Here is a 20,835-nt window from a genome sequence, read left to right on the forward strand (position 1 = left end):
CCCTCACCCCGCCAGTTCCGCCGCGATCTCCCGCAGCACGCCCTCCGCGCGCCGCTGGAGTCCCGGCCCGAACGTGATCCGGGTGGCCCCGAGTTCGCCGAGCCTCCTCAGCTCGGCGGACGCGGGGCCCTCCCCGGGCCGCCCGCCGACGTTCACCGGCCCCTGGATGCCGGACCGCAGCAGCGGCAGTACGCCGTCGGGGGCGCCGATCGGATACACGCAGTCGGCGCCCGCCGCGACGTACAGCGCGGCCCGTTCGATCGCCGCCTCCGGATCACCGACACCCCTGACGAACGTGTCGATCCGGGCGTTGACGAACAGCCGGTCCCCGGCCGCCGCCCGCACCTCGGCCAGCCACTGGGCGTGCTCCCGCGGGTCCTTGAGCACCCCGTCGGTGGAGTCCTCCAGGTTGCAGCCCACGGCGCCCGTCTCCAGCAGCCGCTCCACCAGCTCCTTCGGCGCCAGCCCGTACCCGTCCTCGACGTCCGCCGACACGGGCACGTCGACGGCCCGCACGATCCGCGCGACGGCCGCGAACATCTCGTCGGCGGGGGTCGCCCCGTCCTCGTACCCGAGGGACGCCGCCACGCCCGCGCTGGGCGTCGCGAGCGCCGGGAACCCGGCATCCGCGAAGACGCGGGCGCTCACCGCGTCCCACGGGCCGGGGAGGACGAGCGGGTCGCCGGGCGCCCGGCCGTGGTGCAGGGCCCGGAAACGCTCCGCACCCGTCACCGGGGGCCTCGTGAGGCCCGTCATCCGTGCTGCCCCGGCGTGTAGTGGCCCGGCGCCAGCCGGCAGGTCACACCGAACCGGTTCCAGGCGTTGATCACCGTGATCGCGGCGATCAGGTGGGCCAGCTCGCTCTCGTCGAAGAACTTGGCCGCCCTCCCGTACACGTCGTCCGGCACGAAGCCGTCCGTCAGCACGGTGACCGCCTCGGTCAGCTCGATCGCGGCGAGCTCCTTCTCCGTGTAGAAGTGCCGCGACTCCTCCCAGGCGCTGAGCTGCACGATCCGCTCCACGCTCTCGCCGGCCGCGAGGGCGTCCTTGGTGTGCATGTCCAGGCAGAAGGCGCAGTGGTTGAGCTGCGAGGCGCGGATCTTCACCAGTTCCTTCAGCTTCGGGTCCAGGCCCCGGCCCGCCGCCTTCTCCAGCCCCAGCATCGCCTTCCAGACCTCGGGGGCGTGCTTGGCCCACTCCAGTCGGGGGGCCTCCTCGGACGCGAAGGCGTCGGGTGTCGCGGTGGTGTTCTCGTTCGTCGTCATGCCCTCGAGACTAGGAGCGAGGCAGCCCACGGGTATGGTCCATTCCCATGGCGAAACCATGGGCCACTTTCGGTGTGGACCTGCATCTCGACCGGTCCGGTCCCGGACTGCGCCGGGGCCTCACCGACGCCCTGCGCGAGGCCGTCCGCAGCGGCCGGCTGGCGCCCGGCACCCGGCTGCCCTCCTCCCGCTCCCTCGCCGCCGACCTGGGCGTCGCCCGCAACACCGTCGCCGAGGTCTACGCCGACCTCGTCGCCGAGGGCTGGCTCGCCGCCCGCCAGGGCTCCGGCACCCGCGTCGCCGACCGCACCCCCGCCACCCCCGACCAGCACCCCGCACCCCACCGCCGGGAACCGGCCCGCCCCGCCTACGACCTGATCCCCGGCACCCCCGAACTCGCGTCGTTCCCCCGCGCCCAGTGGCTGCGCGCCGCCCGCCGCGCCCTGACCGCCGCCCCCGACCGGGCCCTCGGCTACGGCGACCCGCGCGGCCGGCCCGAACTGCGCACCGCTCTCGCCGGCTACCTCTCCCGCGCCCGCGGCGTACACGCCGACCCCGACCGCATCGTCGTCTGCGCCGGCTTCCTCGGCGGCCTCGGCGTACTCGCCGGCCTGCTGCGCCACCGGGGCACCCGCTCCGCGGCGGTCGAGTCCTACGGGCTGCCCCACCACCGCGGCCTGCTCGCCCGCGCGGGCCTCGCCACACCCCCGCTGCCCTTCGACGACCGCGGCACCCGGCCCCCCGACGACGACCCGGCCACCGCCCAGGCGGTCCTCCTCACCCCCTCCCACCAGTTCCCGATGGGCCTGCCCCTGCTCCCCGAGCGCCGCACGGCCCTGATCGACCGGGCCCGCCGCACCGGCGGACTGATCCTGGAGGATGACTACGACGGCGAGTTCCGCTACGACCGCCAGCCCGTCGGCGCCCTCCAGGGCCTCGACCCCGACCGCGTCGTCTACCTCGGCACCGCCAGCAAGTCCCTCGCCCCCGGACTGCGCCTGGGCTGGCTGGTGCTGCCGCCCCCGCTCGTCGAGGACGCCATGGACTGGATGGCGGGCCGCACCCCGGGCGTCCTGGACCAGCTGACCCTCGCGGAGTTCCTCGCCTCCGGCGACTACGACCGGCACGTCCGCGCCGCCCGACTGCGCTACCGGCGCCGCCGCGACGCCCTGGTCGCCGCCCTCGCCGAACGCGCCCCCGAGGTGCGCGTCACCGGCATTGCCGCCGGACTGCACGCCGTGCTCCAACTGCCCCCCGGCACCGAGCAGCAGGCCGTCCGGGCCGCCGCCTGGCACGGACTCGCGGTGCACGGCCTGTCCACGTTCCGGCACCCGGACGCCGCCGTCGCCCCGCTGGACGCCCTCGTCGTCGGCTACGGCACCCCGCCCGACCACGCCTGGGCGGGGGCCCTGGACGCGCTCTGCCGGGCGCTGCCGTAGAGTCCCCCGGCGACGGCCGTACACTCGATCGGCCCAACTGTCGTACCGGAACGCGGACAACGGGGGAGAGACGGACATGGCTAAGACCCGGCGGCGGCTGCGGTCGAGCACCGTGGTGCTCGGCGGCATGGGAGTGCTCGCGGCGGCCCTGAGCGCCTGCGGCTCGGACCCCGACCGCCGCTGCGTGGACCGCGACAGCTACGACTACATCAACGGCTACAAGGTCGTCGCCGACAAGAACTGCAAGTCGGGCTCGTCCGGCGGCTCGTACGGCAAGGGCGGCAAGAAGAAGGGCGTCGACGACGCCGACTGGTACTACGACGCCGACGTCAGCAACGGCTGGGCCGACGGCGGCACCTTCAGCCGCGAAGAGGCCGTCGACCGCGGCGGCTTCGGCTGCTCCGGCTCCGGCAGCGGCGGCGGCTGAGCCGGGACATGGAACGCCGCACCACCGAGCCCCGCCCCGGCTGGCAGCAGACCGTCGAGGAACAGGGCTGCATCTACCCGCTCACCCGCTACCCCGACGGCTCCCTGCGCCCCTACTGGGACGAGAGCGCCTACTACGTCTTCTCCCTCCCTGAGGTCGAGGCGCTGGAGGAGGTCGTCGAGGAACTCCACCGCATGTGCCTGGCGGCCGCCGGGCACATCGTCACCGCCGGCCGCTTCGCCGACCTCGGCATCACCGACCCGCGCGTGGTCCGGGCGGTCACCGAGGCCTGGCACCGCCGCGCCGAACTCCCCTCCGTCTACGCCCGCTTCGACCTGCGCTACGACGGCACGGGGCCCGCCAAGCTCCTGGAGTACAACGCGGATACCCCGACCTCGCTCGTCGAGGCGGCGTCCCCGCAGTGGTTCTGGATGGAGGAGAGCTTCCCCGGCGCCGACCAGTGGAACAGCCTCCACGAGCGCCTGATCGACGCCTGGAAGAAGCAGGCCGCCCTCCTCCCGCCCGGCAGCCCGCTGTACTTCGCGAACTCCGAGGCCGACGAGCTGGGCGAGGACCTGATGACGGTCGCCTACCTCAAGGAGACCGCCGAGCAGGCCGGCCTGGAGACCGAGTGGATCTCCATGGAGGAGATCGGCTGGGACCGCCTGTCCGGCCGCTTCGTCGACGCCAGGCTCCGCTTCATCCGCAGCATCTTCAAGCTCTACCCCTGGGAGTGGCTCACCACCGACCGCTTCGCCGACCACGTCCTGGACACCCTCGACAACGGCGGCGGCACCGGCACCACCCTGTGGATCGAACCCGCCTGGAAGATGCTGCTCAGCAACAAGGCGCTGCTGGCGATCCTCTGGGAGCTGTACCCCGGCCACCCCAACCTCCTCCCGGCCTACCTCGACGGCCCGAGGGAGCTGGCCGGCACGACGGGCTACGTCGCCAAGCCCCTGCTGGGCCGCGAGGGCGCGGGCGTCACGATCCACGAGCCCGGCGCCGCCCCCGTCGTACGGGACGAGCCCTGCTGCTACCAGGAACTGGCCCCCCTGCCCGACTTCGACGGCAACCGCGTCGTCCTGGGCGCGTGGGTGGTGGAGAACGAGTCGGCGGGCCTGGGCATCAGGGAGTCGTCGGGCCTGGTGACGGACGAGTACGCGAGGTTCCTCCCCCACGTGATCCTCTGAAGGGGCCCTGCGGGGAGCGCCCGCGCGGACGCTCCCGCATCGCGGACACGGAAGGCACCGGCACAACACACCCGGTACCCTGGGCCCGGGCCGTGACTGGCGCGCAAGGATGGGACGAACCATCGGGAAGCGGTCCGAGCGACGAGTGCCGAGCGCCTGGGCCGACCTGAACGCTGATTCCAACGTCCGGAGGCCCCCGTGTCCGCAGAACTCACCCCCGAGTCCGTCGCCTACCGTGCCGCGCTGCAGGCGATCCGCGCCGTCGAGCCGCGCGTCGCCGACGCCATCGGCCAGGAGGTCGCCGACCAGCGCGAGATGCTCAAGCTGATCGCCTCCGAGAACTACGCCTCCCCGGCCACCCTCCTGGCGATGGGCAACTGGTTCAGCGACAAGTACGCCGAGGGCACCGTCGGCCGCCGCTTCTACGCCGGCTGCCGCAACGTCGACACCGTCGAGTCGCTGGCCGCCGAGCACGCCCGCGAGCTCTTCGGCGCCCGCCACGCCTACGTCCAGCCGCACTCCGGCATCGACGCCAACCTCGTCGCCTTCTGGGCCGTCCTCGGCGCCCGCGTCGAGGTGCCCTTCCTGGAGAAGACCGGCGCCCGCCAGGTCAACGACCTGACCGACGCCGACTGGGCCGAGCTGCGCCGCGCCTTCGGCAACCAGCGCATGCTCGGCATGTCCCTGGACGCCGGCGGCCACCTCACCCACGGCTTCCGCCCGAACATCTCCGGCAAGATGTTCGACCAGCGCTCCTACGGCACCGACCCGGCGACCGGCCTCATCGACTACGAGGCCCTGCGCGCCACGGCCCGCGAGTTCAAGCCGCTGATCATCGTCGCCGGCTACTCCGCGTACCCCCGCCTGGTGAACTTCCGGATCATGCGCGAGATCGCCGACGAGGTCGGCGCCACCCTCATGGTCGACATGGCGCACTTCGCGGGCCTGGTCGCGGGCAAGGTCCTCACCGGCGACTTCGACCCGGTCCCGCACGCCCAGATCGTGACGACGACCACCCACAAGTCGCTGCGCGGCCCGCGCGGCGGCATGGTCCTGTGCGACGACTCCCTCAAGGACCAGGTCGACCGCGGCTGCCCGATGGTCCTCGGCGGCCCGCTCCCGCACGTCATGGCCGCCAAGGCCGTCGCCCTCGCCGAGGCCCGGCAGCCCGCCTTCCAGGACTACGCCCAGCGCATCGTCGACAACGCCCGCGCCCTCGCCGAGGGCCTCATGCGGCGCGGCGCCACCCTGGTCACCGGCGGCACCGACAACCACCTCAACCTGATCGACGTGGCGTCCTCCTACGGCCTCACCGGCCGCCAGGCCGAGACCGCCCTCCTCGACTCCGGCATCGTCACCAACCGCAACGCCATCCCCGCCGACCCCAACGGCGCCTGGTACACCTCCGGCATCCGCGTCGGCACCCCCGCGCTCACCACGCGCGGCCTGGGCACGGCGGAGATGGACGAGGTCGCGGGCCTCATCGACCGCGTCCTGACCACCACCGAGCCGGGCACCACCAAGTCGGGCGCCCCGTCCAAGGCCTCCCACGTCCTGGACGAGAAGGTGGCGCAGGAGATCGCCCAGCGCGCCACGGACCTGGTGCGGGGCTTCCCCCTGTACCCGGAGATCGACCTGGGCTGACGGTCGCCGCCCGGGGGAACGAGCCGCCGGTGGGACCTGAGACAATGACGGGCATGGCGAATGACCGACCTCGTGTGCTCTCCGGGATCCAGCCCACCGCAGGCTCGTTCCACCTCGGCAACTACCTGGGCGCCGTCCGCCAGTGGGTGGCCCTCCAGGAGTCCCACGACGCGTTCTACATGGTCGTCGACCTGCACGCGATCACGGTCCCGCAGGACCCGAAGGAGCTGCGCGCCAACACCCGGCTCGCCGCCGCCCAGCTGCTGGCCGCCGGACTCGACCCGGACCGCTGCACGCTCTTCGTCCAGAGCCACGTCCCCGAGCACGCCCAGCTCGCCTGGGTCATGAACTGCCTCACCGGCTTCGGCGAGGCGAGCCGCATGACCCAGTTCAAGGACAAGTCCGCCAAGCAGGGTGCCGACCGCGCCTCCGTCGGCCTGTTCACCTACCCGGTCCTCCAGGTCGCCGACATCCTGCTCTACCAGGCCGACGAGGTCCCCGTCGGCGAGGACCAGCGCCAGCACATCGAGCTGACCCGCGACCTGGCCGAGCGCTTCAACGGCCGCTTCGGCGAGGCCTTCACCGTTCCCTCCGCGTACATCCTCAAGGAGACGGCGAAGATCTACGACCTCCAGGACCCGACCGCCAAGATGAGCAAGTCGGCGGCCACCCCCAAGGGCCTGATCAACCTGCTCGACGAGCCGAAGGCCACGGCGAAGAAGGTGAAGAGCGCCGTCACGGACACCGACACCGTGATCCGCTTCGACCGCGAGCACAAGCCCGGGGTCAGCAACCTGCTGTCGATCTACTCCACCCTCACCGGTGCGGCGATCCCGGAGCTGGAGCAGAAGTACGAGGGCAAGGGCTACGGCGCCCTGAAGACGGACCTCGCCGAGGTCGTCGTGGAGTTCGTCACCCCCTTCCGGGAGCGCACCCAGCAGTACCTGGACGACCCGGAGACGCTCGACGCGATCCTGGCCAAGGGCGCGGAGAAGGCCCGCGCCGTCGCCACGGAGACCCTCTCCCGGGCGTACGACATGGTGGGTTTCCTGCCCGCCAAGCACTGACCCGCGGCAGCGCCCCGACCACTGCCCCAGCACCCCTCGTGCGCCCCGGCACGCCGCCGTAGCGCTGCACATCACTCCGGTTGCGCCTGCCCCGGGCACGGTCGTGGCCGTACAGTCGATACGCGGGTGTCCGACACAGCGACACACACCGAGTGACACGTGACGACAGGAGACGACGTGGGGACCGTAACGATCGGCGTGTCGATCGCGGTCCCGGAGCCTCACGGCAGCAAGCTCCAGCAGCTGCGCGCGGGCTTCGGCGACGCCGCGGCTCACGGCATCCCCACGCACGTCACCCTGCTGCCGCCGACCGAGGTCGACGGCGGCGCGCTGCCCGCGGTCGAGGCGCACCTGGCGGAGGTGGCGGCGCGCGGCCGGCCCTTCCCGATGCGGCTCTCCGGCACCGGGACCTTCCGCCCGCTGTCACCCGTGGTCTTCGTCCAGGTGGTCGAGGGTGCCGCGTCCTGCTCCTGGCTGCAGAAGCGCGTCCGGGACACCTCCGGGCCGGTCCCCCGCGAACTCCAGTTCCCGTACCACCCGCACGTCACCGTGGCGCACGGCATCGACGAAGCGGCGATGGACCGCGCCTTCGAGGAGCTGTCCGGCTACGAGGCCCAGTGGCCCTGCACCGGCTTCGCGCTCTACGAGCAGGGCGCCGACGGGGTGTGGCGCAAGCTCCGCGAGTTCCCCTTCGGCAGCACCACGGTGCCCCCGCAGGCGGGCCGCGTGGAGAGCGGCTCCCTGCCGGTCCGTTAGGGCCCGTCCGGGGCCCTACACCGGCAGCCGCCGGAACACCGCCCGCGGAAGGTGCCGCAGCGCCGACATCACCATGCGCAGCGCGCCCGGCACCCACACCGTCTCCGAGCGGCGCCGCAGCCCCACCTCGATCGCCGTGGCGACCGCCTCGGGCGTCGTGGCCAGCGGAGCCTCCTCCAGTCCGGCGGTCATCCGCGACCGCACGAACCCGGGGCGTACGACCATGACGTGCACGCCGGTGCCGTGCAGCGCGTCGCCGAGGCCCTGCGCGAAGGCGTCCAGGCCGGCCTTGCTGGAGCCGTAGATGAAGTTGGCGCGGCGGGCCCGCTCCCCGGCCACGGACGAGAGCACCACCAGGGAGCCGTGCCCCTGCGCCTGCAGCGCGCGGGCGCTCACCAGTCCGGCCGAGACCGCGCCGGTGTAGTTGGTCTGCACGACCCGCACCGCGTTCAGCGGCTCGCGTTCGTCGTGCGCCTGGTCGCCCAGCACGCCGAAGGCCAGCAGCACCAGGTCGATGTCGCCCTCGGCGAAGACCTTGCCGAGCACCGCCTCGTGGGACCCGGTCTCGAGCGCGTCGAAGGCGACGGTGCGCACCTCGGCACCGAGGCCGCGCAGCTGCCCGGCCGCCGCGTCCAGAGCGGGGGAGGGGCGGCCGGCCAGCCACACGGTGCGGGTGCGGCGGGCCACCAGCCGGCGTGCGGTGGCGAGCGCGATCTCGGACGTACCGCCGAGGACGAGAAGGGACTGGGGGATGCCGAAGGCGTCCTTCACGACAGCTCCTGGAGGTTTGTGGGGGAGGGGCCTGGAGGGGGCGGGAAGCCCGAAGGGGTTCCTAGAGGCCGAGGCGCCGGGACAGGTCCGAGACGAACACCCCGCGCGGGTCCAGCTCCGCGCGCAGCGCGCGGAAGTCGTCCAGGCGCGGATACATCGAGGCGAGCAGCTCGGGCCGCAGCCGGGAGTCCTTGGCGAGGTAGACCCGGCCGCCGGCCCGGGCGACCTCCTCGTCGAGGCCGTCGAGGAAGGAGCCGAGGCCCGGCAGGCCCGCCGGGATGTCCAGGGCGAGGGTCCAGCCGGGCACGGGGAAGGAGAGCCAGCCCGGGTCGGCGTCCCCGAAGCGCTTGAGGACGGCGAGGAAGGACGGGCAGCGGTGCTCGCGGATCCGCCGCACGATCCGGCGCAGGGCGTCCTCCCGGCCGTGCCCGACGACGAACTGGTACTGCACGAAGCCGCCGCGGCCGTAGATCCGGTTCCAGTGCGGGACGCCGTCCAGGGGGTGGAAGAAGGTGGAGATCCGCTGGAGCCGGCCGGTACGCCGGCGGGGGGCCTTGCGGTACCAGAGTTCGTTGAACAGCCCCACCGTCGTCCGGCTGAGCAGCCCGTCCGGGACGAGGTCGGGGGCGGCCGGGAGGCGGGAGGTGCGGAAGGCCAGGGGGTCCCGTCGTGCCCGGGAGCCGCGCGGGAGCGCGTCCAGCGGGGCGTGGTCGCCCCGGGTGAGCACCGCGCGGCCGGTCGCCGCGCCGCGCGCGAGGAGGTCGATCCAGGCGACCGAGTAGCGGTAGCGGTGGTCGCCGGCCGTCAGGCGGGCCATCAGGTCGTCCAGGTCGGTGGCGCGTTCGGTGTCGACCGACATCAGCGCGGTCTCGACCGGCTGGAGCCGCACGGTCGCGGTGAGGATCACACCGGTCAGGCCCATGCCGCCGGCGGTCGCGTCGAACAGCGGTGTGCCCCGGTCCACGGTGCGGACCCGGCCGTCGGCGGTGAGCAGCTCGAACGACAGGACGTGCCGCGCGAAGGACCCCGACACGTGGTGGTTCTTGCCGTGGATGTCCGCGCCGATCGCGCCGCCGACCGTCACGTAGCGGGTGCCGGGCGTCACCGGTACGAACCAGCCGAGCGGCAGCAGCACCTCCATCAGCCGGTGCAGGGAGACCCCCGCGTCGCAGAGCACGGTGCCGCCGTCGGCGTCGATGGCGTGGACGCGGTCCAGGGCCGTCATGTCGAGCACGGCACCTCCCGCGTTCTGCGCGGCGTCCCCGTACGCCCGTCCCAGGCCCCTGGCGATGCCCCCGCGGGCCCCGCAGTCCCGGACGGCGACGGCGGCCTCCTCGTACGTCCGGGGGCGGATCAGCCGGGCGGCGGTCGGCGCGGTGCGGCCCCACCCGGTGACGGGGCCCCAGTCGTCGTCGGGGCCCCAGTCGTCGGGGCCCCACCCGGTGGCGGGGCCCGAGTCGGCGTCGGGAACGGTGTCGGCAGACATGCCGGCGACCGTATCGCCACTATGTGAACGATTAGTTCCAAAACATTCCGCCCGTCCCTGAAACGGGTGATTAATGGTATGTCGCTCGATCCTGCCGGGGCTTCCCGTGCCGCAGGGGTGAACAGTGAGTCCACATGGACGACCTCGACGACATGGACCACCGGATCGTGACGGCGCTCAGAGCCTGCGGCACGGACCCGCGCGTGGCCGGTGCCGCGCGCGTCCTGTCCTGGGCCGGGGAGCACGGAGCACTGTGGCTCGCGGCGGGCCTCGCCTCGGCCGCCGTGGACGGCACGCGGCGCGCGGCCTGGCTGCGCGGCACGGCCCTCACCGCGGGGGCACACCTCGTCGGCATGGGCGTGAAGCGCGTCGTGCGCCGCCCACGCCCCACGCACGTCGTACCCCTGGTGCGCACCGCCGGCCGGCACTCCTTCCCCAGCTGCCACGCCACCTCCGCCACGGCGGCCGCCGTCGTCTTCGGCGCGCTCGGCGTGCACGCCGCCTGGCCGCTCGCCGCCGCGGTGTGCGCCTCCCGGCTGGTCACCGGCGTCCACTACCCCTCCGACGTGGCGGCGGGCGCGGCCCTGGGCGCGCTCACGGCCCGGCTCGGCGCCGACTGGATGCGCGGAGGCACCCGTGACTGACACGGCCGTCCTGCGGCAGCGGGCACCGGAGCGGCAGCGGGAGCCCGCGCCGCCGCGCAGGGCGGGCGTCCCGGCCGGTCTGCTCAGGACCGCACGCCCCCGCCAGTGGATCAAGAACGTCCTGGTCGTCGCCGCCCCGGCCGCCGCCGGTGAGCTGTTCTCCTGGTACGCCCTCGGCCGGCTCGCCCTGGTCTTCGCCCTGTTCACCGCCTGCGCCGCCGCCGTCTACCTCGTCAACGACGCCCGCGACGCCGAGGCCGACCGCGCCCACCCGGTCAAGCGGCACCGCCCGGTCGCCGCCGGGCAGGTCCCGGTGCCGGTCGCGTACGCCGTCGGCGGGGCCCTGGGCGTCCTCGGGCCCGTCGTCGCGGCCTGGCTGTGCCCGCCGCCCGTCGCGGCCCTGCTGACCGCCTACCTCGCGATGCAACTGGCGTACTGCGTCAGCCTCAAGCACGTCCTGGTCGTCGACCTCGCCGTCGTCACCACCGGTTTCCTGATGCGGGCGATGATCGGCGGACTCGCGCTCGGCATCCCCCTGTCGCGCTGGTTCCTCGTCACGACGGGCTTCGGCGCGCTGTTCATGGTCGCCGCCAAGCGCTACTCCGAAGCCGTCCAGATGGCCGGAAAAGCCGGTGCCACGCGTGCGTTGCTCACCGAGTACACGACCGGCTACCTCCGCTTCGTCTGGCAGCTCGCGGCCGGCGTCGCCGTCCTCGGCTACTGCCTGTGGGCCATGGAGGAGGGCGGCGTCCCGCACACCAGCGTGCTGCCCTGGCGCCAGCTGTCCATGGTCGCCTTCGTCCTCGCCGTCCTGCGCTACGCCGTCTTCGCCGACCGCGGCACCGCCGGCGAACCCGAGGACGTCGTCCTGCGCGACCGGGCGCTCGCCCTGATCGGCGTGGTGTGGGCGGCGATGTACGGCCTGGCGGTGGCCAATTGGTAGACGGCCCCACCAACGGCCCCACCAAGGGAACACGGCGCGAGGTGATCGGCTTCGCCGCCGCGGGACTCCTCGCCTACGCCGTCGACCTGGGGCTCTTCACCTGCCTGCGCGGCCCGGTCGGACTCGGCCCGCTCACCGCGAAGACCCTCTCCTTCGTCGCCGGATGCTCCGTGGCGTACGCGGGCAACGCGCTCGGCACCTACCGGCACACCCGCCCCCGGGGCCTGCGCCCGTACGCCGTCTTCTTCGCGGTGAACGCCGCCGGTGCCGCCGTACAACTGCTGTGCCTGGCCGTCAGCCACTACGGCCTCGGCCTCACCTCCCAGCGTGCCGACACGGTCTCCGGCGCGGGAATCGGCATGGTCCTGGCCACGATCCTGCGTTTCTGGGGCACACGGACACTGGTCTTCCGCACCGGGGCCGGAACCGGTGGCGAGACGGGATCACGGACCGGGACGAGCGGGGGCAGGGTCGGATCATGGACTGGCTGAAGAAGCTCCCCGTGGTGGGGCCGTGGGCGGCACGGCTGATGACCACGCACGCGTGGCGCTCGTACGAGCGGCTGGACCGGGTGAAGTGGACGCGCCTGGCCGCCGCGATGACCTTCACCAGCTTCGTCGCGCTCTTCCCACTGCTCAGCCTGGCCGCGGCCGTCGCCGCCGCCACGCTCAGCGAGGACCAGCAGGGCCGGCTCCAGGACACGATCGCCGAGCAGATCCCCGGCATCTCCGACCAGCTGAACATCCAGGGCCTGATCGACAACGCCGGCACCGTCGGCCTCATCTCCGGCGCCCTGCTGCTGTTCACCGGCGTCGGCTGGGTCGACGCCACCCGGGGCTGTCTGCGCGCCGTCTGGGAGCTGCCCGACGAGGAGGAGAACCCCGTCCTGCACCGGGCCAAGGACGCGGGCGTCCTCGTCGGTCTCGGCGGCGCGCTCCTGGTCACCGTCGGCATCTCCACCGTGGCCTCGGCGCTGGTCGGCTGGATCATCGGCCGGCTGGGTCTCGGCGGCGGCTTCGGCGGTGTGCTGCTCTACGTCGCCGCGTTCGCCGTCGCCGTGCTCGCCGACTTCCTCCTGCTGCTGTACGTGCTGACCCTGCTTCCCGGCGTCCAGCCCGCGCGCCGCCGCCTGATGCGGGCCGCGCTGATCGGCGCGATCGGCTTCGAGCTGCTGAAACTGCTGCTGAGCGGCTACGTGCAGGGCGTCGCCGCGAAGAGCATGTACGGCGCCTTCGGCGTCCCCGTCGCCCTGCTGCTGTGGATCAACTTCACCTCGAAGCTGGTGCTGTTCTGCGCCTCCTGGACGGCGACGGGAAGCAAGGAGGAAGAAGTGGACGAAGCGGGGGGAGCGGAGGAGCGGGACGTCACGGGCGCGTCCGGCGACGGACCAGGTCCGGCAGTGGCCACTTCCGGTTGACCAGGAACACGCCGCCCGCGAGCAGGACCAGCAGCCCGGCGGTGAGGCCGGCCGCGATGCCGATGCCGCCGGAGCCGTCCGCGGCCGGGGCGCCCGCCACCGGCTTCGTGCCCGCCCCGCCCTTGCCGGCGCCGCCCGCCTCCCCGGAGGGGCCGGCGCCCGGCTGAGAGCTCGCCTGCGCGGCGCTCTTCGGCGGCACCAGCTCACCCACCGGCCGCACCTTGCCGGCCGCCTTGAAGCCCCAGTCGAAGAGCCGGGCGGTCTCCTTGTAGACCTCGTTGTGCTCGTCCTTCGCCGGGTTCATCACCGTGACGAGCAGCACCTTGCCGCCCTGCTCGGCGACGCCCGTGAAGGTGTAGCCCGCGTTGGTGGTGTATCCGTTCTTCACGCCGGCGATGCCCGGGTAGACGGAGACGTCCGAGTCGCCGGCGAGCAGCCGGTTGGTGTTCTGGATCTCGAAGGGCGTGCGGGACGTCTTGCCCTTCTTGTCCTTCTTCGTCTCGCCCGGGAACTTCGCGCGGACCGTCGAGGCGTACTCGCGGAAGTCCTTCTTCTGCAGCCCCGACCGGGCGAACAGGGTCAGGTCGTAGGCGGAGGAGACCTGCCCCGGCGCGTCGTAGCCGTCGGGGCTGACCACGGTCGTGTCGAGGGCCTGCAGTTCCTCGGCGTGCTCGTTCATGTCCTTGACGGTCTGGCCGACACCGCCGTTCATCGCGGACAGCACGTGCACCGCGTCGTTGCCGGAGCGCAGGAAGACACCGAGCCACAGGTCGTGGACGGTGTACGTCTCCTTCTCCTTGATGCCGACCATGCTGGAGCCGGCGCCGAGGCCGGCGAGGTCGGAGGGGGCGACCGTGTGCTTGGCCGTCTTCGGCCACTTCGGCAGCAGCGTGTCGGCGAACAGCATCTTCAGCGTGCTCGCCGGGGCCAGCCGCCAGTGCGCGTTGTGCGCGGCGAGCACGTCACCGGACTCGGCGTCGGCCACGATCCACGAGCGGGCGGTGAGGTCCTTCGGCAGCACGGGCGCCCCGCCGGCCAGATCCACCTGCGTCCCGGGCTTCCCGAGCCGGGCGCCGCCCACGGCCGACATCGACGCGGGGGGAGTGGCCGAGGGACTGGCCGAGGGGCCGGCCGACGGGCTCGCCGGAGGGCTCGGGGCGGCGAGCGCGGCGGGGGAGAGGAGCGCGAGAGCGGTCACGGCGGCGGAGGCGACCGACAGGGATCGCCTGACGGCCTTCTTGGGTGCGGGCACGAGCGAGAACGTACCGCCCGCGAGCGGCGCGGTCCCACCCCCCTCCCCACCCCGGGCACGGATCCGGACACCCGGCGGCGATACTGGGTGCATGAAGCTCAGCCGCCCCGTCTCCTGGTTCCTGCTCGCTTTCGGGGTGTGGAGCTGGATCATCTGGATCACTTTCGTCAAAAATCTGATCAAGGACAGCAGTGGGCTCGCGTTCGAGGACGGCGACCCCACGGCGTACTTCTGGGTGCACCTGCTGCTCGCCGTCGTCTCCTTCGTATTGGGGACGGCCGTCGGGGTCATCGGGTTGCGCTCGCTGCGCGCACTGCGCCGAAGGTCATAGGCGTCACGGACGCCACAACCGAGGGGATACGACGGCATGGTGGTCGTCTACGCGCTTGTCGCGCTGGCAGTGGTGAGCGTCCTCGTGGCGTCCAACTGGTACGTGTGGAGGCGCTTGTTCCGCGACACGACCCGGGGCCCCGGCCCCGTGCGCCGCATCGGCGTGGTGGTGATCGCCGGGGGCTGGGTGCTGGCCGTGGGCGCGCTGGTCGCCAGGCGGGTGGCCCCCTTCTGGCTCGAGCGCGTCGTGGCCTGGCCGGGCTACCTGTGGCTGGCCCTGTGCCTCTACCTGGTGCTGGCGCTGCTCGTGGGCGAGGCCGTCCGCCCGCTGCTGCGGCGCTTCCTGGAGCGCCGGGCGGCCGCGCGGCAGGCGGTGGCCGAGCCGGAGCCGGAGCCGCTGAGGTCCCCGGCCGTGGACACGGAGCGCATACCGGCCGGAACGGCCCCGCCCAAGACACCCGAGACACCCAAGACACCCAAGACACCCGAGACATCCGGGATACCCGAGACGCCGGCCGCCCCCGGCGCCCCGGCCGACGGCACGCCCGAGAGCCCGCTCGCCCTGCCCTCCCGCCGTCTCTTCGTCTCCCGGGTCGTCGCCGGTGCCGCCGCCGCGGCGGCCGTCGGGACGGTCGGCTACGGCACGTACGGCGTGCTGAACGGCCCGACGGTGAAGCGGGTCACCGTGCCGCTGGCCAAGCTCCCGCGCGCGGCGCACGGCTACCGCATCGCCGTGGTCAGCGACATCCACCTCGGCCCGGTGCTCGGCCGGGGCTTCGCGCAGAAGGTCGTCGACACGATCAACTCCACGCAGCCCGACCTCATCGCCGTGGTCGGCGACCTGGTGGACGGCAGCGTGAAGGACCTCGGCCCGGCGGCGGCGCCGCTGGCCCAGCTGAAGGCCCGGCACGGCGCGTACTTCGTCACCGGCAACCACGAGTACTTCTCCGGCGCCGAGCAGTGGGTCGCCGAGGTGCGGCGGCTCGGGCTGCTCCCGCTGGAGAACGCCCGCACCGAGCTGCCCCACTTCGACCTCGCCGGCGTCAACGACGTGGCGGGCGAGGAGGAGGGCCAGGGCCCCGACTACGCCAAGGCCCTCGGCGACCGGGACCGGGCCCGCGCGTGTGTGCTGCTCGCCCACCAGCCGGTGCAGATCCACGACGCCGTCGACCACGGCGTCGACCTCCAGCTCTCCGGCCACACCCACGGCGGCCAGCTCTGGCCGGGCAGCCTCATCGCGGGCGCCGCCAACCCGACGGTGGCGGGCCTGGAGAGCTACGGCGACACCCAGCTCTACGTCAGCCGCGGCGCGGGCGCCTGGGGACCGCCCACGCGCGTGGGGGCGGAGTCGGACATCACGGTGATCGAGCTGGCCTCACCGAAGGCCTAGGACCTGCCCTGCGGGCCCTCCTCGGGGGCGTCGTCCCCGGGGGTGTCCGCGGAGGCGTCCGCGGGGGGCGCCGTCCTCTTCGCCGGGTCCGGGAGCGCCTTGGTCATCCCGGGCAGGAAGTCCGTGAACAGTTCGTGCACTTCGCGCACCAGCGGGCGCAGCACCCGGAAACGGGCCAGCGCGACGCCCCGCGCGGTGAGCCGGGCGCCGCGTTCCGCGAGGCGGTAGCTGCGCTCGCGTCCCTCCGTGCGGTCGAAGATCCAGTACAGGCAGAGGCCCATCTGGGAGAGCCACATCAACTCGGGGAGGATGTCCCGCAGTTCCGCGTGCACCTTGGTCTTCGCCCCCGCCAGGACCTGCCGGTGGATGTTGATGGCCTCCACGCGCGCGTGCTCCGACTCCGGGGAGAAGGGGCTGAGCGGGCTGTCCGGGTCGGCCGCGTTCTTGAAGAACTGCACGGCGAACTCGTGGTACGGCGTCGCGATGTCCAGCCAGACCTTCAGCACGCCCCCCAGCCGTGCCTCCAGGTCGGTCTCCCGGGCCAGGACCTCCCGGACCGCCGCCTGGTGTTCGGCGGCGATCCGGTCGTAGAAGCCCTGGATCAGGTGCTCCTTGCCGGCGAAGTAGTAGTACGCGTTGCCGACGGAGACCCCGGCCTCCTGGGCGATGGCCCGCATGGTGGTCCGGTCGTAACCGCGTTCCTGGAAGAGCCGCATGGCCGTCTCCAGGATCAGCGCGCGGGTCTGTTCGGACTTGCTGAGGGGGGCTCCGTCGTCGGGGCCGTCGTTCTTCGCAGGCACGGGACCAGAGCCTAACGACTGGCGCAGGTGCCGTCGTCGCAGCCGGGTCCGGTGTACCTCCACCCGAGGCGCGGCTCGTACACCCATCCGTCACCCGACCGCCGCCCCTCACCGAGGCGCTTCGCGCCGCCCCCGTCGATGTCGGCGCGGCGGTACCCCTGGCCGCCCCATCGCCGCTGCGCGCCCCGCCACTTGGCGGCGGCCAGGACGACACCGCGGGCCAGCCTCGCCCCGGTGGGCGTGCTGAGCCGGTGGGCCAGTCGCCGGTGCTCGCGCAGGGCCCACAGGACGACGATCCAGGCGGCGGCGCCCCGGTAGACCTGGCCGGCGTCGCCCACGGCGGTCACCTCGTCGAGGGTGGCCGAGTGGTCGAGGCCGGGAAAGCGCCGGCGTGCCTCGTCCGACCCGGCCGGGACCGGCTCCAGCGGCACCAGTCGGGGCTGCCGCAGCAGCCAGTCCCGTACGTGGGTGCACAGGGAGCACTCGGCGTCGTAGAGGACGGTGAGCCGGCGTACCGGGGCGGCGGCCGTCGGTGGAGCGGGTGCCGTCGGTGCCATCGGCTCAGGCACCGGCCGTGGGGGCCACCCAGGCCTGCGGCGGGACCGGCGGGACCTGTTCCCGCTCCATCATCCCCCGCCGCCGGATCCGGTTGAGCACGTACACGTTGCCCAGGTGCATCACGCCGAGCACCAGGAGCACCACGCCCAGCTTGGCCGAGAGCGCCTCGAAGATCTGGCGGGTGTCGGCGATGGTGTCGTCGCCGCTCAGGTAGAGGGCGACGAAGCCGAGGTTGACGAGGTAGAAGCCGACCACGAGGAGGTGGTTGACGGCGTCGGCGAGCTTCTCGTTGCCGTGCAGCACGTCGGCGAGGAAGACCCGGCCGTTGCGGCTGAGCGTGCGGGCCACCCAGACGGTCAGGCCGATGCTGACCAGCAGGTAGATGACGTAGGCGATGACGGTGCGGTCCATGCCCCACCCCTTCTTGAACGCGTTCAAAACGCTGACGGAGGAGACTCTAGACCTGTTTTTGAACGCGTTCAAGTGAGCTTTGGGGGTGCGGCCGAGCTTTCGGGGTCGCGGTGGTTCAGGGGCGGCGGCCCAGCTCCGGCCGCTTCGAGTAGTCCGTGAGTCCGATGACGTTGCCCCACGGGTCGGCGAACTCCACGGTCCAGCCGGTGGCGACGGGGAAGGGTTCGTCGAGCGGCTCCACCCCCGCGTCGCGCAGTGCCCGGGCGGCGGTGCGGGCGTCCGGCACCTCCAGCCACACCCGTGCGGAGGGCCACGGCGGCGGCCGGCGTCCGAACTCCTCCTCCACCCGCAGCAGGAGGCCCGGCGTCTCGCCGCCGGCCTTCAGCAGGGCGATCCCGGCCTCGTCGAGCCGGAAGGCGACCGGAAAGCCGGCCCGCTCGTAGAAGCCGACGGCCTCGGCGAGGTCGCCGACGGGCAGCAGGACGTTGTCGAACCCGAGCAGTTCGTACGACTCATGATCTGACATGACGTCACATTAGGTGCGCGCGACGCGAAGTGGGCCGGACCCGCGCTGGGGCGGCGAAGGGGTCACTCGCCCGGGCGGACGGCCGCTCTCGGGCCCCGACTTCTCTTTGTCCGCCTGTTCCTACAGTATGTCCGGCAGTTTCCCGCACCTTCCAGGAGTGACACCACCGTGAGCGAGCAGCCGCAGAAGCCGCACCAGCCCCCGGGCTACGGCTACCCGAACCAGGCCCCCGGCGCGGCCGGCCAGGCAGGCCCCTACGGCTACCCGCAGGGCGGCTACCAGCAGCCCCCCGGTGGCTACCAGGCGCCCGGCTACCAGCAGGCACCTGGGCACGAGCAGACGCCCGGCTACCAGCAGACGCCCGGCTACCAGCAGGCACCCGGCTACCAGCAGGCGCCCGGCTACTACGCCGCCGACCCCAACGCGCCCTACGGCTACGACCCCTACGGGCGCCCGTACTCCGACAAGTCGAAGATCATCACCGGAGTGCTCCAGCTCTTCCTCGGCACCTTCGGCATCGGCCGCTTCTACGTCGGCTCCGTCGGCGTCGGCATCGCCCAACTGCTCACCTGCGGCGGACTCGGCTTCTGGGCGCTGATCGACGGCATCATCTACCTCGTCAGCAACGACCGGACGGACGCCCAGGGGCGGGTCCTGCGTGGTTGACGCGGTCCGTCCCGCACGGGACGGAGCGGCTCGCCTGCTGCGGCGCCCCGCGGTGGCACCCCTCGCGGTGCTCGCCGCGGGCGCCGCGGGCGCCGGGTACCTGTGGTTCACCGACCCGCACGAGTCCGGCCACCTGCTGCCCCAGTGCCCGTTCCGGTACGTCACCGGACTGCTGTGCCCGGCCTGCGGCGGCACGCGCATGACGTACGACCTGATGCACGGTCAGTTCTCCGCGGCCTGGCTGGACAACCGAGCCCTGCTGCTCGCCGCGCCGTTCGCGCTGGCGCTGTGGGGCCGCTGGACGGTGGAAGGCCTGCGCGGCCGCTCCTGGAGGCCCCGGATCGCCCCGTGGGCGCAGGCGCTGATCCTGCTGACGGCGGTGGCCTGGACGGTGGTCCGCAACCTCGTCTGAGCCGGCGCGGCATCGCGGCGCCATGGCGGTGTGCCGCCGCGGTAACGATCGACGGATCGACAGATCACGGAATGGGAACGTTCGATCAGAACCACTCCCACCTGCCCCACCAGCCTCTTTATGCTCCTCACGCACAGGGGGGACGGCCACGGCAGTGCGTGGGCCGCCGTGCACGGTCGGTGTGCGATCAGCGGCGTTCCTTCCTGGCCCCCGGGCGATCCGTCCCGGCCCGTCCCACATCTCCCCAGGAGCACCACCATGACCGTTCCCCCGCATGCCGCCGCGCCCTTCGGCGTCGACCCGCAGGGCCGTCCGTACTCGGACAAGTCGAAGATCGTCGCGGGTATCCTCCAGCTGTTCCTGGGCACCCTGGGCATCGGCCGCTTCTACGTCGGCTCCGTCGGCGTCGGCGTCGCCCAGCTGCTGACCTGCGGCGGCCTGGGCTTCTGGGCACTGATCGACGGCATCATCTTCCTGGTCAGCAACGAGCGCACCGACAAGCAAGGCCGTCCGCTGCGCGGCTGACCCCGGCGTACCGGGGCCCGGGACCGCTCCCCGCGGCCGTAACGGCCGAGGGCCCCGACCGATGCTGAAGACAGAACAAGGCGGCACCACCGATCGACGCGGTGGTGCCGCCGCCCGTTGGAACGGGCCCGCGACCGTCAGTCCTGGCCGGGCGCGGTCCTGTGCCGTCCGGCGGCGAGGACCTCGGCGACGTCCAGGGTGACCTCGGCGCCGAGGTGGCCGGGCAGGGTGACCCGCTCGCCGGGGGAGTGGACGCGGTGGGTGGCGTAGTCGCCTCCGTCCGGGCCGGTGAGGACGTGGAGGCGGTCGTGCCTGCGGTTGACGATCACGTACACCGGGATCTCGGCCTCGGCGTAGGTGGCGACCTTGGTCCGCAGGTCGGTCTCGTAGTTGCTGGAGGTGGCCTCCAGGACGAGGCGGAAGCAGACCGGGTCATAGCAGTTGAACTCGACGCTGTGGGCGTCGAGGTCCGCGTCCACCACCGCGAGGTCGGGGATGGCGTGATCCTCGGTGCCGGTGGGCAGCCAGAGCCCGACGCCCTGGAGGACTTCGGTGGGACCGTCGTCCAGTCCTGCTGCGACGAAGGGGCGCATGAGCTTGGTCAGGACGCGCGCGTGCGGGCCGTCCGGCGGCGGGGGCACGAGGAGCTGATAGCCGATGATCTCGACGCGGTAGCCCGGATTGCGGTCCATGAGGCGGTTCGCCTGCGTGATCAGCGGACGCGAGCCGAGGTGCCGCTCGACGGATGCTGCGGACATCACGTGCCTCCCAGGGGCTGGTGCCGCGAGCGTCATCGTAGGCAGGGAAAGGCCCGTGAGGCGCTTTTGGCGGCCGTCACCCGATCGTGTGGCATATGCCAGAGGGCCCCGTCTCCAGCGGAGACGGGGCCCTCACGGACGTACGGCGTCAGGCG

General features: G+C 72.9%; 25 protein-coding genes and 1 riboswitch. Of the genes, 15 read left to right on the plus strand and 10 right to left on the minus strand.

All coding sequences use genetic code 11. From position 1 onward, the window contains the following. Window positions 1-3 precede the first annotated feature (3 nt). Together ACZ7G3_RS01800 and ACZ7G3_RS01805 are read right to left on the minus strand one after the other, a co-directional pair. A complete protein-coding gene (locus tag ACZ7G3_RS01800) occupies window positions 4-756 on the minus strand; it encodes an isocitrate lyase/PEP mutase family protein (protein WP_470922814.1) in 753 nt (250 codons plus the stop codon). Next, window positions 753-1,265 (minus strand): carboxymuconolactone decarboxylase family protein, encoded by a 513-nt coding sequence (locus ACZ7G3_RS01805; protein ID WP_470922815.1) that lies wholly within the window; start codon window positions 1,263-1,265, stop codon window positions 753-755. The genes ACZ7G3_RS01800 and ACZ7G3_RS01805 overlap by 4 nt, the downstream gene beginning before the upstream one ends. A 47-nt stretch (window positions 1,266-1,312) precedes the next feature. Between ACZ7G3_RS01805 and pdxR the strand changes: the two genes are divergently transcribed. From pdxR to ACZ7G3_RS01835, 6 genes are all read left to right on the plus strand, one after another. Beyond that, window positions 1,313-2,704, plus strand: coding sequence for a MocR-like pyridoxine biosynthesis transcription factor PdxR (gene pdxR, locus ACZ7G3_RS01810; RefSeq protein ID WP_470922816.1), 1,392 nt, complete (start codon window positions 1,313-1,315; stop codon window positions 2,702-2,704). 76 nt (window positions 2,705-2,780) lie between these two features. Then, window positions 2,781-3,131 (plus strand): hypothetical protein, encoded by a 351-nt coding sequence (locus ACZ7G3_RS01815; protein WP_426597139.1) that lies wholly within the window; start codon window positions 2,781-2,783, stop codon window positions 3,129-3,131. 8 nt (window positions 3,132-3,139) lie between these two features. Then, window positions 3,140-4,324, plus strand: coding sequence for a glutathionylspermidine synthase family protein (locus ACZ7G3_RS01820; protein WP_426597138.1), 1,185 nt, complete (start codon window positions 3,140-3,142; stop codon window positions 4,322-4,324). 82 nt (window positions 4,325-4,406) lie between these two features. Next, window positions 4,407-4,493: riboswitch (ZMP/ZTP riboswitch) on the plus strand. A 29-nt stretch (window positions 4,494-4,522) separates the two neighbouring features. Next, window positions 4,523-5,968 carry a glycine hydroxymethyltransferase gene (locus ACZ7G3_RS01825; protein WP_470922817.1) on the plus strand — a complete coding sequence of 482 codons (1,446 nt, stop codon included), beginning with the start codon at window positions 4,523-4,525 and terminating at the stop codon, window positions 5,966-5,968. 44 nt (window positions 5,969-6,012) lie between these two features. Then, window positions 6,013-7,035, plus strand: coding sequence for a tryptophan--tRNA ligase (trpS, locus tag ACZ7G3_RS01830; protein ID WP_470923182.1), 1,023 nt, complete (start codon window positions 6,013-6,015; stop codon window positions 7,033-7,035). 177 nt (window positions 7,036-7,212) lie between these two features. Continuing rightward, window positions 7,213-7,791, plus strand: coding sequence for a 2'-5' RNA ligase family protein (locus tag ACZ7G3_RS01835; RefSeq protein WP_426597135.1), 579 nt, complete (start codon window positions 7,213-7,215; stop codon window positions 7,789-7,791). A 15-nt stretch (window positions 7,792-7,806) separates the two neighbouring features. Here ACZ7G3_RS01835 and ACZ7G3_RS01840 read toward each other — a convergent pair whose 3' ends face one another. Both ACZ7G3_RS01840 and ACZ7G3_RS01845 read right to left on the minus strand, forming a co-directional pair. Beyond that, window positions 7,807-8,562 (minus strand): decaprenylphospho-beta-D-erythro-pentofuranosid-2-ulose 2-reductase, encoded by a 756-nt coding sequence (locus ACZ7G3_RS01840; RefSeq protein WP_470922818.1) that lies wholly within the window; start codon window positions 8,560-8,562, stop codon window positions 7,807-7,809. Window positions 8,563-8,623: 61 nt separating this feature from the next. Next, window positions 8,624-10,048, minus strand: a complete 1,425-nt coding sequence (locus tag ACZ7G3_RS01845) for an FAD-binding protein (protein WP_470922819.1) — start codon at window positions 10,046-10,048, stop codon at window positions 8,624-8,626. Window positions 10,049-10,182: 134 nt separating this feature from the next. On the opposite strand from ACZ7G3_RS01845, the gene ACZ7G3_RS01850 reads away from it, so the two are divergent. Genes ACZ7G3_RS01850 through ACZ7G3_RS01865 form a run of 4 tightly spaced genes read left to right on the plus strand, consistent with a single transcriptional unit; the run spans window position 10,183 to window position 13,052 of the window. Beyond that, window positions 10,183-10,692, plus strand: a complete 510-nt coding sequence (locus ACZ7G3_RS01850) for a phosphatase PAP2 family protein (RefSeq protein ID WP_426597132.1) — start codon at window positions 10,183-10,185, stop codon at window positions 10,690-10,692. Then, complete coding sequence (locus ACZ7G3_RS01855) at window positions 10,685-11,635, plus strand: decaprenyl-phosphate phosphoribosyltransferase (RefSeq protein ID WP_470922820.1); 951 nt, start codon at window positions 10,685-10,687, stop codon at window positions 11,633-11,635. Before ACZ7G3_RS01850 ends, ACZ7G3_RS01855 begins: the two co-directional genes overlap by 8 nt. Then, a complete protein-coding gene (locus tag ACZ7G3_RS01860) occupies window positions 11,629-12,126 on the plus strand; it encodes a GtrA family protein (protein ID WP_470922821.1) in 498 nt (165 codons plus the stop codon). The genes ACZ7G3_RS01855 and ACZ7G3_RS01860 overlap by 7 nt, the downstream gene beginning before the upstream one ends. Next, entirely contained in the window at window positions 12,114-13,052 is a 939-nt protein-coding gene (locus ACZ7G3_RS01865) for a YihY/virulence factor BrkB family protein (protein WP_470922822.1), read from the plus strand. The genes ACZ7G3_RS01860 and ACZ7G3_RS01865 overlap by 13 nt, the downstream gene beginning before the upstream one ends. Here the strand turns inward: ACZ7G3_RS01865 and ACZ7G3_RS01870 are convergent. Then, the gene (locus ACZ7G3_RS01870) at window positions 13,000-14,304 is read right to left on the minus strand and encodes a D-alanyl-D-alanine carboxypeptidase family protein (protein WP_470922823.1); all 1,305 of its coding nucleotides are present in this window, start codon (window positions 14,302-14,304) and stop codon (window positions 13,000-13,002) included. The two genes, ACZ7G3_RS01865 and ACZ7G3_RS01870, sit on opposite strands and share 53 nt — an antisense overlap. A 91-nt stretch (window positions 14,305-14,395) precedes the next feature. On the opposite strand from ACZ7G3_RS01870, the gene ACZ7G3_RS01875 reads away from it, so the two are divergent. Then, complete coding sequence (locus tag ACZ7G3_RS01875) at window positions 14,396-14,635, plus strand: SCO4848 family membrane protein (RefSeq protein WP_426597127.1); 240 nt, start codon at window positions 14,396-14,398, stop codon at window positions 14,633-14,635. 36 nt (window positions 14,636-14,671) lie between these two features. Beyond that, entirely contained in the window at window positions 14,672-16,024 is a 1,353-nt protein-coding gene (locus ACZ7G3_RS01880; RefSeq protein ID WP_470922824.1) for a metallophosphoesterase, read from the plus strand. Here the strand turns inward: ACZ7G3_RS01880 and ACZ7G3_RS01885 are convergent. The 4 genes from ACZ7G3_RS01885 to ACZ7G3_RS01900 all read right to left on the minus strand — a co-directional run bounded on the left by ACZ7G3_RS01885 (window position 16,021) and on the right by ACZ7G3_RS01900 (window position 18,319). Beyond that, window positions 16,021-16,824, minus strand: coding sequence for a TetR/AcrR family transcriptional regulator (locus tag ACZ7G3_RS01885; protein WP_470922825.1), 804 nt, complete (start codon window positions 16,822-16,824; stop codon window positions 16,021-16,023). The two genes, ACZ7G3_RS01880 and ACZ7G3_RS01885, sit on opposite strands and share 4 nt — an antisense overlap. An 11-nt stretch (window positions 16,825-16,835) precedes the next feature. Next, a complete protein-coding gene (locus ACZ7G3_RS01890; RefSeq protein ID WP_470922826.1) occupies window positions 16,836-17,381 on the minus strand; it encodes a thiol-disulfide oxidoreductase DCC family protein in 546 nt (181 codons plus the stop codon). A gap of 4 nt (window positions 17,382-17,385) precedes the next feature. Next, window positions 17,386-17,793, minus strand: coding sequence for a hypothetical protein (locus ACZ7G3_RS01895; protein WP_470922827.1), 408 nt, complete (start codon window positions 17,791-17,793; stop codon window positions 17,386-17,388). Between the two features lie 115 nt (window positions 17,794-17,908). Further along, entirely contained in the window at window positions 17,909-18,319 is a 411-nt protein-coding gene (locus tag ACZ7G3_RS01900) for a VOC family protein (RefSeq protein ID WP_426597122.1), read from the minus strand. A 168-nt stretch (window positions 18,320-18,487) separates the two neighbouring features. On the opposite strand from ACZ7G3_RS01900, the gene ACZ7G3_RS01905 reads away from it, so the two are divergent. The 3 genes from ACZ7G3_RS01905 (at window position 18,488) to ACZ7G3_RS01915 (ending at window position 19,922) form a co-directional block, all read left to right on the plus strand. Beyond that, complete coding sequence (locus tag ACZ7G3_RS01905) at window positions 18,488-18,985, plus strand: TM2 domain-containing protein (RefSeq protein ID WP_470922828.1); 498 nt, start codon at window positions 18,488-18,490, stop codon at window positions 18,983-18,985. Then, window positions 18,978-19,397 (plus strand): DUF2752 domain-containing protein, encoded by a 420-nt coding sequence (locus tag ACZ7G3_RS01910; RefSeq protein WP_470922829.1) that lies wholly within the window; start codon window positions 18,978-18,980, stop codon window positions 19,395-19,397. Before ACZ7G3_RS01905 ends, ACZ7G3_RS01910 begins: the two co-directional genes overlap by 8 nt. 258 nt (window positions 19,398-19,655) lie before the next feature. Continuing rightward, window positions 19,656-19,922 carry a TM2 domain-containing protein gene (locus tag ACZ7G3_RS01915; RefSeq protein WP_470922830.1) on the plus strand — a complete coding sequence of 89 codons (267 nt, stop codon included), beginning with the start codon at window positions 19,656-19,658 and terminating at the stop codon, window positions 19,920-19,922. Window positions 19,923-20,059: 137 nt separating this feature from the next. Here the strand turns inward: ACZ7G3_RS01915 and ACZ7G3_RS01920 are convergent, their stop codons facing one another. After that, the gene (locus ACZ7G3_RS01920) at window positions 20,060-20,680 is read right to left on the minus strand and encodes a Uma2 family endonuclease (RefSeq protein ID WP_470922831.1); all 621 of its coding nucleotides are present in this window, start codon (window positions 20,678-20,680) and stop codon (window positions 20,060-20,062) included. Window positions 20,681-20,835 lie beyond the last annotated feature (155 nt).

It is taken from the genome of Streptomyces sp. NPDC037271 (assembly GCF_055603605.1).